This is a genomic window from Pantoea sp. SM3, assembly GCF_000963995.1.
GTDB classification, from domain to species: Bacteria; Pseudomonadota; Gammaproteobacteria; order Enterobacterales; family Enterobacteriaceae; genus Pantoea; species Pantoea rwandensis_B.
In genome coordinates this window covers 217,688-232,479 of record NZ_JZRD01000017.1, presented here as the reverse complement: position 1 = coordinate 232,479, position 14,792 = coordinate 217,688, and the positions used below count along the sequence as shown (strand labels likewise).

General features: G+C 50.9%; 11 protein-coding genes. All 11 read left to right on the top strand.

Features of this window, described 5'->3' with window-relative positions:
- The first annotated feature begins 746 nt into the window (after window positions 1–746).
- The 11 genes from wbaP (at window position 747) to VI01_RS11790 (ending at window position 14,610) form a co-directional block, all read left to right on the top strand.
- Window positions 747–2,180, top strand: coding sequence for an undecaprenyl-phosphate galactose phosphotransferase WbaP (gene wbaP, locus VI01_RS11840; RefSeq protein ID WP_045815250.1), 1,434 nt, complete (start codon window positions 747–749; stop codon window positions 2,178–2,180).
- A 298-nt stretch (window positions 2,181–2,478) separates the two neighbouring features.
- A complete protein-coding gene (locus tag VI01_RS11835; protein ID WP_156149352.1) occupies window positions 2,479–3,609 on the top strand; it encodes a polysaccharide export protein in 1,131 nt (376 codons plus the stop codon).
- A 9-nt stretch (window positions 3,610–3,618) separates the two neighbouring features.
- Window positions 3,619–4,053 carry a protein-tyrosine-phosphatase gene (locus VI01_RS11830; RefSeq protein ID WP_045815248.1) on the top strand — a complete coding sequence of 145 codons (435 nt, stop codon included), beginning with the start codon at window positions 3,619–3,621 and terminating at the stop codon, window positions 4,051–4,053.
- Window positions 4,054–4,065: 12 nt separating this feature from the next.
- The gene (gene wzc, locus VI01_RS11825; RefSeq protein WP_045815247.1) at window positions 4,066–6,237 is read left to right on the top strand and encodes a tyrosine-protein kinase Wzc; all 2,172 of its coding nucleotides are present in this window, start codon (window positions 4,066–4,068) and stop codon (window positions 6,235–6,237) included.
- A gap of 62 nt (window positions 6,238–6,299) precedes the next feature.
- Entirely contained in the window at window positions 6,300–7,436 is a 1,137-nt protein-coding gene (locus tag VI01_RS11820; RefSeq protein WP_045815246.1) for an EpsG family protein, read from the top strand.
- 12 nt (window positions 7,437–7,448) lie between these two features.
- Complete coding sequence (locus VI01_RS11815) at window positions 7,449–8,180, top strand: SGNH/GDSL hydrolase family protein (RefSeq protein WP_045815245.1); 732 nt, start codon at window positions 7,449–7,451, stop codon at window positions 8,178–8,180.
- Between the two features lie 33 nt (window positions 8,181–8,213).
- Window positions 8,214–9,395 (top strand): acyltransferase, encoded by a 1,182-nt coding sequence (locus tag VI01_RS11810; RefSeq protein ID WP_038645953.1) that lies wholly within the window; start codon window positions 8,214–8,216, stop codon window positions 9,393–9,395.
- 69 nt (window positions 9,396–9,464) lie between these two features.
- Window positions 9,465–10,382, top strand: coding sequence for a glycosyltransferase family 2 protein (locus tag VI01_RS11805; protein WP_045815244.1), 918 nt, complete (start codon window positions 9,465–9,467; stop codon window positions 10,380–10,382).
- Window positions 10,383–10,455: 73 nt separating this feature from the next.
- Window positions 10,456–11,208: a glycosyltransferase family 2 protein gene (locus VI01_RS11800; RefSeq protein ID WP_045815274.1), complete on the top strand. Its 753-nt coding sequence runs from the start codon at window positions 10,456–10,458 to the stop codon at window positions 11,206–11,208.
- 85 nt (window positions 11,209–11,293) lie between these two features.
- Window positions 11,294–12,328: a glycosyltransferase gene (locus VI01_RS11795; protein WP_038645957.1), complete on the top strand. Its 1,035-nt coding sequence runs from the start codon at window positions 11,294–11,296 to the stop codon at window positions 12,326–12,328.
- Window positions 12,329–12,399: 71 nt separating this feature from the next.
- Window positions 12,400–14,610: a phage tailspike protein gene (locus tag VI01_RS11790; RefSeq protein ID WP_045815273.1), complete on the top strand. Its 2,211-nt coding sequence runs from the start codon at window positions 12,400–12,402 to the stop codon at window positions 14,608–14,610.
- Window positions 14,611–14,792: the final 182 nt, after the last annotated feature.

Genomic DNA, 14,792 nt, shown 5'->3' with positions numbered 1-14,792 from the left:
GTGAATCAACAGGCAAGGTACAAATGAGGCAAATCGCGCTATATCACCCCGTTGCCCTAGGTTTTAGGCATATTCTGAGAAGCGACATTTCGTCGATAAGATGAATGTATGGATAAACTTCACCGCATCGTGATAGTGACGATTAATTCTAATATTCACGCGCAAGCGTACGTTTTTAATGCGAAGCAGTCCGAAGGTGAGTATCGAATTATTCTGAATTTTACGCAGGAATGGGCTGAAAGGGATGGCATCAATACTTATGGCTGGTAGTCTTTTTCCTAAAATAGTGCAGGGGACACGGGGCCTACTTGTAAACAAGCCAGTAATAACTAGTATAGCAACGTGTTAGTAAATGTCTGCGCCGAAGTTGTTAATAGCGCGCTGTTTAGCTTCTTAATGTTATGAATTGTGATCGTGCACGGGATTCGTCTGGCGCTGGCTAAGAATAATCTCAGTGAATGCGATAAAAATAGATGCGATTGCAGCGGTATTGGCAGCGACAGCCAAGGGCGGTAGCGTGCCTGAAGTGCTTTTCTCCGTTCAGATTAGGGCTAAATCGTGGCAAGGGAAGTCAGACTAATCTGTTGGTATTTATTGCAATTCTTTGGCTTTACTAAAAAGAGAATTGGCATAAACACCGGAGCGTTTGCCGCAGATTGCCTCTCCGTTAGCAGTGGATATATCGCTCGTTTATTACACAGGGCAGAGGCGTTAGGGATTAGGGAAATAAAATAAAAGAGTTAAATATGCGCGATAACCAAATTACATATAAAAGTCTCCTCACTAAAATTTTACTGGCGTGCTCGGATTTAATTTGTTTCAACGCGGCATTGTTTATTGCTCTGGCGGTGATTAATTCGTTCACAGATTCTCCACTGGCAGATATATCTGAAAAATACCTGCACTTAAAAATCGCCACCCACGTTTGTTTATCGATTATTTGCGTAGGCTGGTTCTGGGTTCGCCTGCGTCATTACACCTATCGCAAGCCATTCTGGTTTGAGCTGAAAGAGATATTTCGTACCATTCTTATTTTCTCTGTCATCGATTTGTCAATTTCAGCCTTATCGCAGTGGCAGCTGTCGCGTTTTGTCTGGGTCACCACCTGGATTCTGGCGCTGATTTTAATTCCACTGGCACGCGCCATCTCGAAGCGTGTACTGAATCACTTCGGTATGTGGAAGAAACAAACCATCATCATCGGCAGCAGCCGTAATGCTGAAGAAGCCTGGCAGGCGCTGCAGAGCGAAGAAGTGATGGGTTTTGATGTCATTGCCTTCTTCGATGTCGATGGCAGTTGCCCGCAGGCCAGCCTCTCTGGCGTGCCGGTGCTGCACAATGAACAAGAGCTGTGGCAGCTGACGCACAGCGAAACCCAGTTCATCGTGGCGGTGGAGTTTGAACAAAGCCAACACCGCGACAACTGGCTGAAAATGCTGGCAAAGCATAACTGCCGTTCAGTCTCAGTGATTCCAACCCTGCGCGGCGTACCCCTTTACGGTACCGACATGGCCTACATCTTTAGCCATGAAGTGATGATTCTGCGCGTGAACAATAATCTGGCGAAACGCACTTCACGCTTCCTGAAACGTGCTTTCGATATTGTCGGCGCTCTCGGCATCATCATTGCGCTGTCACCGGCGCTGCTGGTCCTCGGCTTTATGGTTGGACGCGATGGTGGTCCACCGATTTACGGTCATGAACGTGTCGGCATGAACGGCCGTAAATTCAAATGCCTTAAATTCCGCTCGATGGTGATCAACTCGAAAGAGGTGCTGGAAGAAGTCCTGCGCACCGATCCGATCGCTCGTGCCGAGTGGGATAAAGATTTCAAACTGAAGAATGACCCGCGTATTACCAAAGTTGGCCACTTCATCCGTAAAACCAGTCTGGATGAACTGCCGCAGCTGTGGAATGTAGTACGCGGCGACATGAGCCTGGTGGGCCCACGTCCAGTGATTGAAGACGAACTCTGTCGTTATGCCGGTGATGTTGATTATTACCTGATGGCGAAACCCGGCATGACGGGATTGTGGCAGGTTAGCGGTCGTAACGACGTTGACTATGAAACGCGCGTCTATTTCGATTCGTGGTATGTCAAAAACTGGTCGCTGTGGAATGACATCGCGATCCTGTTTAAGACAGTGGGTGTCGTGCTGAAACGCGATGGCGCTTATTAAGAGAAGAAGGGCAGGGGACGAAGTCACTATCCCCGTCTGAAATGCCGGTGCTGGGAGTGCCTTAACTGACAACTGCCATTATCGAGCCTGAAAAGAGTCGGTGACTTGCCGGCAGGGTAATCACCGACTTTACTTGATGTCGTCTCAGGGCACGGTGACAACATAAAACCAAGGGAGTGCATAATAATGACCCACAGTTTCAGTGTTTAACCCGTCAGTTTTATTTTTTTATAAGACGCTACACAGCGGCGTTTTCGCCTCTATCAATCATTAACTGATAGCGAAGAATCAGATGATAATGAAAATTAAATTGATACCTTTACTGGTATCCGCAACTTTTCTCTCGGGGTGCACCATTGAACCAGGTTCGCACCTTTCCACTGGCGGAAAAGATGTCATTGAGCAACAGGATAGCAACTTTGACATCGATAAATACGTCAATGTCTTCCCGCTGACGCCGCGTCTGGTTGAACAGATGCGACCGAGGCCTCTGGTTGCGCAGGCCAACCCGGCGCTGCAAACCGAAATTCAAAGTTACGAGTATCGCGTGGGCATTGGCGACGTGCTGAACGTCACCGTCTGGGACCACCCGGAGCTGACCACACCAGCGGGTCAGTATCGTAGCGCCAGTGACACCGGTAACTGGGTACAGGCCGATGGCACGATTTTCTACCCGTACATCGGTAAAGTACGTGTAGCCGGCCGCACCGTAACGGAAATCCGCGCGGAAATTGCGCGCCGCCTTGCGCAGTTCATTGAAAGCCCGCAGGTGGATGTCAATGTTGCGGCGTTCCGCTCACAGAAAACCTACGTGACCGGTTCGGTGACCACTTCCGGTCAGCAGCCGATTACTAACGTGCCGCTTACCGTACTCGATGCCGTCAACGCCGCCGGTGGCTTAGCCGCCGATGCTGACTGGCGTAACGTGGTGCTGACGCATCAGGGCAAAGAGCAGCGCATCTCACTGCAGGCGCTGATGCAAAACGGCGACCTGAGCCAGAACCACCTGCTGTATCCGGGCGATATTCTTTACGTTCCGCGTAACGATGACCTGAAAGTCTTTGTGATGGGCGAAGTGAAGCAGCAGTCCACGCTGAAAATGGACCGCAGCGGCATGACGCTGGCCGAAGCGCTGGGCAATGCGCAAGGGATGGATCAAACCACGTCCGATGCCACCGGTGTCTTCGTTATTCGTCCTATTCGTGGTGCCAACCGCACCAAGATCGCCAACATCTATCAGTTGAATACCAAAGATGCGGCATCGATGGTGATGGGCACCGAATTCCAACTGGAGCCGTACGACATCGTCTACGTCACCGCGACACCGATTACCCGTTGGAACCGTGTTATTTCCTCACTGTTGCCAACCATCGTGGGTATCGATGATGCCAGCGAGGCAACGCTACGTTTCCGTAACTGGGGTAACTAAGGTTTCCGCATGATTAAGTCCGTGCTAGTCGTCTGCGTCGGCAATATCTGCCGCTCTCCCACCGCAGAGCGCCTGTTCCAGCGCGCGCTACCTTCAACTCGGGTGGCTTCTGCAGGGCTTGGTGCTCTGAAGGGGTTTCCGGCAGATCAGACTGCCAGCGATGTTGCCGCTGAACACGGCGTATCGCTGGAAGGCCATCATGCTCAGCAGTTAACGGCCAGTATGTGCCGTGACTATGACCTGATTCTGGTGATGGAGAAGCGCCACATTGAGCAGGTGAATCGCATCGACCCAGCCGCACGCGGAAAAACCATGCTGCTTGGGCACTGGCTTAATCAGCAGGAAATTGCGGATCCGTACAAAAAAAGTCGCGAGGCCTTCGAAGAGGTCTACGGGTTACTGGAAAACGCTACCCAGAAATGGGTCAACGTACTAAGCCGATAGTTGGGAATACCCATGAATATTAAAAACAAGGTTATGACCGCGCCAAAAGAAGATTCGAGTGGATGGGATCTGGCGCATCTTGTGGGACAGCTAATTGATCATCGCTGGATCATCGTGGCCGTTACCGCCTTCTTCATGTTGGCAGGAACGCTCTACACACTGTTTGCAACGCCTATTTACAGCGCCGATGCCATGGTTCAGGTAGAGCAGAAAAACACGGCTTCTGTTCTGAATGAATTGCAGGATGTGATTCCAACGACACCCGCCTCCGACACTGAGATTCAAATCCTCGAATCCCGTATGGTGCTGGGCAAAACGGTCAATGACTTAGGTCTGGATACCGTGGTGGAGCAGAACTACTTCCCGGTGATTGGTAAAGGTCTGTCGCGCCTGATGGGCAACAAGCCGTCTGAAATCGCCATTTCTCGCCTGGAAATTCCGCGCACTATCGATAAGCGTACGGTGCAGTTGGAAGTGACAGGTCCGCAGACTTACACCGTAACCAGCGAGGGTGATGAGCTGTTCAAAGGCCGCGTGGGTCAGTTGGAGCAGCATGGTGAAGTCACTATGCTGGTCAGCGGTATCCAGGCTGATGAAGGGACCAGCTTCAACGTCACCAAACTCACTGACTTGCAGGCCATCAGAGCGGTGTTGAACGCGCTGACCGTTGCCGATAAAGGCAAAACGACCGGTGTGCTGGGTCTGGAATATCAGGATGAAGATCCGGTGCGTGCCAGCAAAGTACTGAATCAGATCGTGAACAACTATCTGCTGCAGAACGTTGACCGCAAATCTGAGCAGGCTGAGAAGAGCCTGGAGTTCCTGCGCAACCAACTGCCACAAGTGCGTAGCAGTCTGGATGATGCGGAGAACAAGCTCAACGCCTATCGCCGCCAGAATGAATCGGTGGATATGTCGCTGGAAGCGAAATCGGCGCTCGACTCATCCGTTAGCGTGCAGAGCCAGTTGAACGAACTGACCTTCAGAGAAGCTGAAGTGTCACAGCTCTACACCAAAGATCACCCGACCTATCGCGCGCTGCTGGAAAAACGCAAAACCCTGGAAGATGAGCAGGCAAAACTGAACAAGAAAATTGCCGGTATGCCGCAAACCCAACAGGAAATTCTGCGTCTGACACGTGATGTGCAGTCAGGTCAGGAAATCTACATGCAGTTGCTGAATCGCCAGCAAGAGCTGGGTATCAGTAAAGCCAGTACCGTGGGTGATGTGCGCATCATCGACGGTGCGGAAACCGCCGGTAGCCCGGTGGCACCGAAGAAAATGTTGATTATTGCCGCCAGCTTTATTCTGGGTCTGATTATCTCGGTGGGTCTGGTGCTGCTGAAAGCGCTGTTCCATCACGGTATTGAGAATCCTGAGCAGCTGGAAGAGCTGGGCATGAACGTCTATGCCAGCGTACCGCTGTCAGAGTGGCAACGTAAGAAAGATACCGAAGCGCTGGCGCGTCGTGGTCACAAAGAGAAGAGTGACCCACACAATACGCTGCTGGCGCTGGGTAATCCGACTGACCTCTCCATCGAAGCGATTCGTAGCCTGCGTACCAGCCTGCACTTCGCGATGATGGAAGCCAAAAACAACATTCTGATGATTACCGGTGCCAGCCCGGGTATTGGTAAAACCTTTATCTGTGCCAACCTGGCGACCCTGGTATCGAAAGCAGGCCAGCGTGTGCTGTTCATCGATGGTGATATGCGCCGTGGTTATACCCATGAGCTGCTCGGTTCGGAAAACAAAATGGGTCTCTCCAATGTGTTGTCCGGCAAGAGTGAGTTCTCACCGGCCATGATTCAGAAAGGCGTGTACGGTTTTGATTTCCTGCCACGCGGTCAGGTGCCACCGAACCCGTCTGAACTGCTGATGCATCGTCGCATGAGCGAGTTGCTGGATTGGGCGAGCAAGAACTACGACCTGGTGCTGATTGATACCCCACCAATTCTGGCGGTGACCGATGCTTCCATCATCGGTAAGTTGGCCGGTACGTCGCTGATGGTGGCGCGTTTCGAAACCAACACCACCAAAGAGTTGGATGTTAGCTACAAGCGCTTCGCGCAGAACGGTATCGAGATTAAGGGTGTCATCCTGAACGCCGTGGTGCGTAAAGCGGCGAACTCCTACGGTTATGGTTACGACTATTACAACTACGAATATAAACAGAAAGTGTAACGCACCCTGTTATTGACTTAGAGGCGGCATCTGCCGCCTCTTTTTGCGTAAGGAATGACACCATGGCACCCTATTGGGTTATATCCGGATTGTTGCTTCTGATTTCATTGAGTGAGCTTATTGTCAAAAAAGATGAGCGCACCTCGGGTCTGATGCTCTACCTGCTGTGTATCGCCACCGCTATTCTGATTGTGTTTGCCGGGATTCGCGGTTTGGGTACCGGCATGGATGACCTGCAGTATCGGACATTTTATACCGGCTTTATTGAAAGTCTGCAGATCAACGGCTTTAGCGCCACCGTCGAGCTTTTCCGTTATGAGCCGCTGATTTTTGCCATCGCCTGGCTAACCAGCCTGATTTCCAGTAATGCTGACACCTTCTTATTTGTATTCAGCATTCTGGCGGTGGTGACCAACGCGGTGTTCTTCCGCAAAATGTCACCGTACCCGATCCTCGCGCTGGCACTCTATTCCGCCCATATCTACATCAACAAAGACATGAACCAGATTCGCTTTGGTCTCAGTTCTGCGCTGTTTTTGGGGGTGCTCTGGTGTCTATATCTGAAGCGTTACTGGGGAGCGTTCGGCTTTTTCCTGCTCTCTTTCTTCAGTCACAACACCGGAATTATGGTGGTCACGGTCTTGCCATTCTTGTTTATCCGTCAATGGCGCTATTGGCCGGTGCTGATTATCTTGCTGAGTATCCCGATGTCGAAGTTCGGCGGGACAAACTTTATCAGCTTGATCAGTGCGCATATGGGCGCGATGGGGGAGAGGGCGGAAGGCTACAGTGCTGAAGCATCGAATACCGCGGATGGCAGTATCTTCTCGGTTTCTAACCTTAAAAACATCATGCTGGTGTGTATGTTTGTCTATTTCATGCTCAGCGATGAATTGAAGCGCAACAATGCTGAGCAGTGGCGTTTTAACTATCTAATGATTGTGACCTTCGCGCTGGGCGGGGCCATCAGGATCTTCTTCTATAACTATTCATCCGGGGCAAGGCTTTCCAACTACCTGTTGCAAGTTGAGCCTATTCTACTGACCTCGTTGATCTATCAATCACGGCAATTACTCAAACCGGCGATGTTCGCGATGTTCAGTTTCTTTCTTGTTTATTACCTCTACTACAACACCATCTCGCAGAAACAGGCCGTTGTCGGCTACGAGGTGGCGCAGGAGTTCAAAATCTTTAGGTAACAGAGAGGTAACATGACAAGAAAATTGATGGTTTTAGCCTTCGCGCTGGCACCGATTGCGGCGCTGGCAACACCGGGTTTAAGCACGCTGCAGATTGACGCATTCGGTGATTCCACGACCGCGGGTGTCATCAGCAAAGACCGTAAAAGCAGCATCACCCAAGCCAGTGAAATCGGTGAATTGACGCAATTGCTGCAACAGCAGTATGGCGATCGGGTCAACATCGTGGTGAAAAACCACGGTGTTCCCGGTGCGCAGGCCGCTGAGTTGTTGTACCCGCATGGCGGTGATGATCAAAGCCATTGGGAGGACTTAATGAAAACCTCCCCGGCCAAAATCGTTTTGATCAACTACGCCATTAACGATGCCCGACACTATTTTTTCAAGGATAAGAAGGTGCACCTTGAAAGCCCTGAAGAGTATGGGCGGATTATCACGCGTCTGGTTGAAGTGGCGAAGCAGAACCATAAACAAGTTATTTTGCAGGAGCCGAATCCCATTTGCGGCAAAGCGGCACGTTGGAATGTTTGGCCCTACGTCTGGCAACTTAACCAGGTGGCTAAGCAGCAACAGGTTGCCGTGGTTCACCAGTATAGCGTGATTAAAGAAGATCGTGACTGGCAGTCGCAGATGTCTGACGACTGTATTCATCCGCTGGAGTCACTGTATAAAGCCAAAGCGGATCGTACCTTTAGTATTGTTAGCCCACTTGTTCAGCAAAGTCTTGCGCAGCAAAGCCCCTAACCTTGTTGTGTCGATTTTATAAGGGATCCTGATATGTACATCATGATTATGGTGGTTTCGTTCTGCCTTGCATTGCTCATTTTACATGCCTGCTCTTATCATCGCGGTATTTATAATGATAAAGGCGTGAAGAGTATTTCTGGCCTGCGTGCTTTCCTCGCCAGTATTGTCGCCTTTTCTCATTTTGTTCATTATATTTACGGGCTGGATCAACCGTGGATATATGATAAAAACTATTTTGCCTGGTTCTCTGAGGGCAACTTTTTTGTGAACTCGGGTAAATTCGGCGTCTTGCTGTTCTTTATGATTTCGGCATTCCTGTTCTATCGCTGGCTGGATAACGATACGCTCACCCCTGCACAGTTGAGTGGAAAACTCTGGCGTTCACGCGTTCGGCGTATTGTGCCGATGTTTTGGTTCTCAGGTTTCGTTATCTTTACCATTGGTGCGCTGCAAGGTGCGCTGGTGCCGCCGTTGCAAGCGCTGAAAGATGCCGTTTTATGGCTGCTGTTCATTGGCAGTTACAACGTTGGCGAGATGTCTACAGCGGTGGTGAACTCCGGCGTGGAGTGGACGTTGCGTCTGGAATGGTTGCTGTATTTGTCTATTCCCGTGATTTATTTCCTCAATCGTTTAACGCGCGGGAAATACAAAACCCTGCTGATCCTCTCGTCCATCGGCGTTATTTTCATCATCGCCGTCGCATTACGCTTGTATGGGAAAACCTATACCGATCCGCGTCCGGTACTCGGCTTTGCGATGGGATATTTTGCTTATAAGTTCCGCGATAGATTTGCTGGTCTACGCCATTCCCGCAGTGCGGCAATCCTCAGCCTTGGATTGGCCGTATTCTCTCTGTTCTTCACCTCGAATACCTTCTTCTATGTCTTCTTCCTGATATCCCTGACGGTGATCTTCTTTATTGTCAGTAGCGGTAATTCGCTGATGGGACTGCTGGAAAATAAGACCTTGATGTCGATTGGTGAAGTGAGTTATAGCCTCTATTTGATTCATGGCGTGGTGCTATACGGTATTGAACAAATTCCACCGACGTTATATCCGCATAATTACTGGATGTTCACGCTGTTATCTACACTGTTCTTTGTTGCGGCGTTTTATGTCGCAAAAATGACCTATCTTTGGGTGGAAAAACCGTTTATCGGCAGCAGTGGCGGTAAGTCTAAAGCAGCAACCAAAGCAGCAGCCGAAAATTAAGAATTTGACTGATTACCTTCGCTTAATATTCGTATTACTGTTAACCAGAAGTTTTTAGAGGTACTGGCAATGCAGGATATTCGTTTCTCAATTGTAATTCCCGCGTATAACGCGTCGAAGTCGATTGTAACGACGCTGGATTGCGTCAAAGCGCAAACCTATCGCAATTTTGAAGTCATCATCGTGGATGACAAATCGGCTGATGCCGCTGAACTGGCACAAGTGGTGCGCAGTGAGCGTTATCAGGATCTGGACATCAAACTTGAGCTGTCTGAGGTGAAACTCAACGGTGCCGGTGCTCGTAACAAAGGTATCGAACTGGCTGAGGGCGATTTCATCAGCTTCCTTGATGCCGATGATGAGTGGGGCGTTGATAAGCTGCTCACCGTTTATGACACCATCACCAAACTTGAAGCACAGGGTAAGTCGAACTATCTGATTTTCAGCCAGGTGAACATTCATCAGGATGGCCGTTTCCTCAAGGTGATGCCGATGCAGGAACCGGGCAAGAATGAAACCATCGCTGAATATCTGTTTGGCTGTTACGGCTTTATTCAAACCAGCACCATTGTGTTGAAGCGCGAAGATGCCGATAAAATCCGTTTTGATGCGCGTTATATTCGCCATCAGGATTACGATTTCTGCATCCGTGCTGACCGCATGGGCTATGAATTTGTGATGATCGATAAGCCGCTCGCCACCTACCATCTGCTGACCAAATTTGGTTCCAAGCACAAAGGCGAGTCGGTGAAGTACTCCTTCTTCTGGCTGGACACCATGAAGCCGCACCTCACGGCACGTGACGTCCATACCTATAAGGCGTTCAAGCTGCCGCTGCGCTACAAGATGGATGGTAAATCACTGCAGGCGAGCCTCAGTTTCGCGCGCTACTTCTTCCTGACCAATCGTGATAACCGGGCTTATTTCCTGAATCGACTGTTCGATAAGGTGAAATCGCGCTTCTCTGGCGGACGAGCCGTCTCCTGATTCACTTTATATAAATTTCACTTGCTCCCGCACCGGGAGCAATTTTTTGGTTCCTGACACTCCGGGTATGCAAATGACAAATCATGTTGGCACCGTCGGTATCGTGATGCCGATGTATAACGCGCGTAAAACGGTATTGCGTGCGGTAGAGTCGATCGTCAATCAGACCTATAGCGACTGGCATCTTTATTTAATAAACGATCAGTCCACCGATGATTCGCTGGCCTATGTACGCGAACACTGCACTGACGCGCGCATTACCATTCTTAACAATGAAGTCAACCTCGGTGCGGCGGAAACACGTAACGTGGGTCTGCGTGCCGCGAAAGAAGAGATTATCGCGTTTCTTGACAGTGACGACGAATGGCACGCCGATAAACTCGCCGAACAGACTGCGGCGATCGCGGCGGGTGATGATTTTGTCATCACGCATTATCACTACAAAACCAAAACCGCCGACCACGATATTCTCTACAGCAAACCCTATCTGCAACAGGAAAACTTCGTGAAGAAGCAGTATCGCGTCTGCTTCTCTTCCGTGTGTTTCCGCCGTCCTCCTCAGGGCATCTTCTTCCAGCGTAAAGGGCATGAAGATTTCCTGTTCCTCTACGAACTGTTCCTCCGCTACAAGCAAGCTCGGGTGATCCAGAAGACGCTGGTCAACTATTACGAGCTGGGCGATTCCCTCTCGCGCAATAAGAATAAAGCGGCGAAATGGCACCTCGAATTATTAAGAATTATCTATAAAAACAATCCGTTAAAAATCTATTACTATTACGGCTGGTATATGGTGAACGGCGTTCTCTTCACCCTGAAGCATCGTTAAGACCCGGCATCCTTCGTGTTGTTACGACGTGAGCAGTACGGAGGCGTTGGGTCTTAAGTTCACATTTTGAGGTGGAAAGCGTTTTATGAAAAAGATCGTTTTAGTGATTAAGGATGCCTACTCCTACGCGGGCACGGAAAACATCTGTAATTTCATGTCGGAGTGCCTTGGAGAGCAGCACGCCGTCACCATTTATTCGCTGGAAGGGCACGGCAAAACCTTTTATCCGTTCGATCGCGTGAAAGAGATCGTCAGTTTTGAAGGGCACAGCAACCCGATTAAAAGCGCTGTCGCCAGCATTCATCAGCAAGGGTTCGACAGCGTATTTCTGATCAGCATGGGCCGCCTGAGCGTGATGTTCGCCTTCTGGAATTTGATGGCGATGAAGAAAAAACGCTTTAAAGCCTACGCCTGTGAACACATTGCGATTAACTCCTTTAGCAAACCGATCAAAGCGCTGAAGTGGATGCTGCTGCGCTATTACGACCAGGTCATCGTGCTGACGGACAAAGATCATCAGGTGTTCAGCCGCTGGAATATCGCCAGTAAACAGATCCCTAATCCGGTGGTTTACAAGGCCTTTCAGCGCCAGAGCCGCAGCCGTCAGGCGCTGGCGGTGGGGCGTCTGGATAATCAAAAAGGCTTCGACCTGCTGCTGGATATCTGGGCTGATTTCAGCAAAACCCATCCTGAGTGGACGCTGGTGATTGCCGGTGACGGTGAATTGCGTCAGCAATTGCACGATCAGGCTGCGGCGTTGGGCATCACCAATAGCGTGAATTTCGTCGGCAAAGTCAGCAACATCAACGATTACTACCGTGACAGCGACATGGCGCTGATGACCTCGCGTTATGAAGGGTTGCCACTGGTCCTGCTCGAAGCGAAATCCTGGTCATTGCCGGTGGTGGCTTATGACTGCCCAACCGGCCCGCAGGAAATCATCAACCACGGGGAAGATGGTTTCCTGGTGCCGATGAATGACAAATCAACGTTTCTGGCGCGGATGGAACAGCTGGCGAGTGACGATAGCCTGTTCTACGCCATGAGCGAAAAAACCAAAGAAACTGCGCTGAAGTTTGACGGTAACCAGATCAAACAAAGCTGGCTGGCGCTGGTTTAAGCGTCCGTTCTCGTGCCTCCGGGATCACATTTATGGCTGTTACGCAGCCCCATGACCACGGGATTGAAAGCATGAAAAGAAGAGAAGTCTTGCAAACTGCAGCCTCCTCCATTGTTGCCGCGCTCTCAGTGAGCGCATTTTCCAGCTATGCGGCAAAAAGTGGTCAACCTGCTTTGAAAGCTGTCGATCCGTCCAGCGTACCGCAGGGCGATGTGCCGATTTTAACGCCGGAAAATGTCTACACCATGCCAACACAGTTCTGGCAGAACTTTGAGGGCAAATTGTGGATTGGGCAGGCCGGTCAGGATGCCAGCAAAGCGGGCAATCAGATTCCGGTATTCCTGCGCGATGCCAGCGGTAAAGTGTCACAAATCAGCCAGCCTATTGCGCTGAATAAGGGCAACTTCGCGCAATTCATCCACGATAATGCAGCGTTGATCGCCAATCCTTCGCACTCCATGGTGGTGGAAGACGACCAGGGGAATACGCTGTTTTCGATTGCAGATGTTTCGCGACCCAACCCGAGTAACTTTAGTCAGCGTCTGGCGCAGCCGAATGGCTATCAGTTGATTGGCGAAATCCCGTCGGTCGATGAGTTACGGAAAACGCGTCCGCTGTTCGCCGGCGCCAAAATCAAGCTGAAAAGCTGGCATGAAGGCTTAGAAGTGGGCGGCGGGGAATTCGTTGGCGCTTTTGGTGACGGCAAAGATGATGGCGGCGTTATCTTCAGTGGTAACGGTTTCTATTGGCGTCGCGTGGTTGAGGATTTTAACCGCCTGACGCTGTTCGATTTTGGCGCCATTGCCGATGCCAAAACCGATGCCGCACCGGCGATAAAAGCCATGTATCAATGGTCAATTGATGCAAATCAGCAGATCTGTGTGCAGTTCCCGGCAGGCAATTTCTTCGTCACCGAGTGCGATTTCGGTAATGAACAACGACGCTACTTCCGCATCTCCGGCGCGATGGTCAATTTTGGCTATTTCCCGGCGACCACGCTGACTTCAGACGGTCGCTCTGAATTCCTGTTCCAGGTGAACGCGCGTTGGACGGAAATCTCCAATCTGATTTTCAACGGCCAAAACGACAAGCGGCCTAATAAGCAGGGGCTGTTCCGCAACACTTGTCCCGGCGGGCAATTTTTCCGCGGTGCCTGCCTGCGACTCAATCAGGTTGGCGGGGTGTCGTTGAGCTTACTGGATACGCTGGATTGTAAAATCGATCAGTGGTACGCCAATGCCTGTACTGGCGATGTGATCAAAGCCAGTTGGTCAGGCCAAAAGGCTGGCGCCTGGGATCACAGCACGGCGATTGAACTCTCCAACTTCAACGCCCAGCACTGTAAAGGCGGTAAGGTGTTGAATCTGCCGCGTTGCAGCCAGTCGATCATTCATAACGGCTGGATCGAGCACAGTGAGTTTCCCGGTGACATTTCCAATGGGCAGTGGATCATCGATGCGCTCAGCATTGAAGACTGTAAAAATCCGCTGATCGCGCACAACTCGCGACTGAACATGCGCCAGACCAACCTGCAAGCGGGGAGTTGGATCGACAACTCGATGGAAGGCGAGCGTTGGCTCAACATCTGGGAGATGGGGTCAACGCGCGTGGAATCTTACGGTGTCGCCATCGATGGCAGCCTGAAATACAACTACATCACTTCACGCTTCCGCCTGGCGAATAACACCAACCAGGAAACCTGGTTTGAACTCGGCAACTTCTACTCACCTACGGTGGGTGACAGCTGGGAGATCGAGGTATTTGGTCAATCGCAATTCAATAACGGCACGGCTAATCAGCCGTTAATGAACGTCATTGATGGCAAAGGCACCGGCGGTCGTGCGGTGATTCATCTGCAACGCAAAACCAAAAATGCGGAAGCCAGCTGGTCAGCCGAAGGCAGTTCACCGGTGGTAGATGTCCGCTTTGAACCGCGTTCAGAGACGGACACGAAAGTGTTCGTCAAGCTGGCTGGTTGGACACCTACCACCGCGATTTTGATTAAAAGCACCGCCAAGGACCGCTTCCTCACCGGACGCTGTGCGCGTGTGGATGCCACCATGGCGCAGGGCAGTCCTGCCAGCGGCAGCCAGCAGGCACCGCAGCGCTTCAGCCTGCACAATGGTAAAGCGGGTATCGGCGGCAACGAGCAGGGCGATCTGCTGCTGGCCTCGCGCGCGCTGAAACCAGAGCAGGTAGATACGCGTGCGCCGAAAGGATATGTCTCGGTGGTGATTAACGGCGAGCAGGTAGCGTTACCCTATTTTGCAGTGAAGTCGTAATGCACGAACCGGAGAGGACGCAGCCGTTTGCGTCCTCTCCGGGAAAAGTTGGGAGCGGCCTTCAGGTCGCCCGTTTGAGAACAGATTTTCTATTTTGGGCATTGTTCCCATTGCAGTTTTTTAACACAGAGTTCACTTTGCCCGTGCAGGAAATGGCGTGGCTTGTAAAAAATTAAAAAAAT